We start from the raw sequence: 1,458 nt of genomic DNA on the forward strand, positions 1-1,458 counted from the left end.
ATACGTGGGGGCTCGTCCCCACACGACGAACCAGCCTCAACCCCAAAAGCAAAGGGAAACCTTCTTTTAAACCTGTTCATTTTGCTTTTTAAGCGTTTATTTTCATTTTCACGACATTAATAGTATTACTTTAGATTTATATTCTTTAAAAAGGATTCTGAAGCGCCTGAATAGTGTTTTGTATTTTATTGTTATTTATTTCTAGATTAAGGATTTATATTTATTTAATAGCTATTGTTTTCTTTTAGTATTTTAAAGTAATGTTTGATTGCAATTTATTAAAAATATCATGTCCTTAGTGAGTACTCATATGGAGACATTAAAGGGACTTTGTGTACTCACTGAGTCTACATCTAGGGACACAATGGGGACATTTGGAGGGTTTTGTGTCGTCAGTGAGTGGACATCCTGGGAATTTTCGTGTACCCATGTTTAAGCTAGGCTCCGCCTAGTCCCAGCCCCTAGTTGGGCCCAAAAACCCCTTATGCTCTTCTCTCTATTTTGATTTAGAATTTCCAATTTTATAAAATGACTTGTTTTTAAACTAAATTTTATTATGTTAAAAAAACAAGAATGTGATTTTGATTGCGGTTTGTTGCAAGGTTATTAGAAAACTTTTTGTGGCGCGGCTAGGATCTTTGCTAAATGAAGTATGAATTGGAGATATGAAAAATTCCGTTATTTCCATATGACAAAAGGATATAAACCTTAGTAGGATGAATTAGTAAAAACCTAGGTTTCAAAGTTGGTTTTTTGGAAAATAATCCTTGATATTAAAAATATATAGGTTTTTATCTAGGTTTTAAAGGTGGGTAAAAAGGTGGGTAAAAAGATGGGTAAAAGTGAATGCCTAGGTGGAGAAAACCCAGGTTATATAGCTATGACTGTTAAAGAAGTTGCATTATATTTAGATGAATCACCAAATGTTATAAGGAATTGGATGAAAGGATTAAAGACATATATTCCTTTAGAGAAAAATGAGTCAGGTTACAATATTTTTGATGAAAAAGCTCTTGAGCAAATGAAGATAGTTAAGCAATTACATCGAGAACAGAATTATTCAATAAAACAAATTGAACATTATTTTGCTACAGGTGGAGAGAGTATTAAACCTGTTCCTAGTAAAGAGGTTGGAGAGATTTTAGCTGAAGAATTAAAAGCATTAAAAAATGAAGTTAGTAAACTTAGAGAATATAGTGAGAAACAAGAAGAATTTAATAAGTTGTTAATTGAACAATTACAAAAGCAACAAGATTATATTGATAACAAGTTAGAGCAACGGGATCAGAAGTTACTTGAAACAATTCGTGAAGTACAAGAAACAAAATCATTAACAGCGTCTACGGAATCAAAAGGTTTTTTTGCGAAGTTATTTGGAAAATGATTTTTTTGAGATTTATAATCTGAGTCCTGGCGTTTATGCCGCGAAAGTTCCTTGACGATGAGGGGAACCCTCAT

The 1,458-nt window shown here is 32.5% G+C and carries 1 protein-coding gene; it reads left to right on the forward strand.

The window, feature by feature from the left end; all coding sequences use genetic code 11:
* Positions 1-832 precede the first annotated feature (832 nt).
* Complete coding sequence (locus CQZ94_RS30705; protein ID WP_105588435.1) at positions 833-1,384, forward strand: MerR family transcriptional regulator; 552 nt, start codon at positions 833-835, stop codon at positions 1,382-1,384.
* Positions 1,385-1,458 lie beyond the last annotated feature (74 nt).

The organism is Bacillus sp. MYb209, assembly GCF_002975175.1.
Taxonomy (GTDB): Bacteria; Bacillota; Bacilli; order Bacillales; family Bacillaceae_G; genus Bacillus_A.

Bases quoted from the DNA above. Each gene is read 5' to 3' on its own strand.
- CQZ94_RS30705 (WP_105588435.1), top strand. From the start codon at position 833: ATGGGTAAAAGTGAATGCCTAGGTGGAGAAAACCCAGGTTATATAGCT.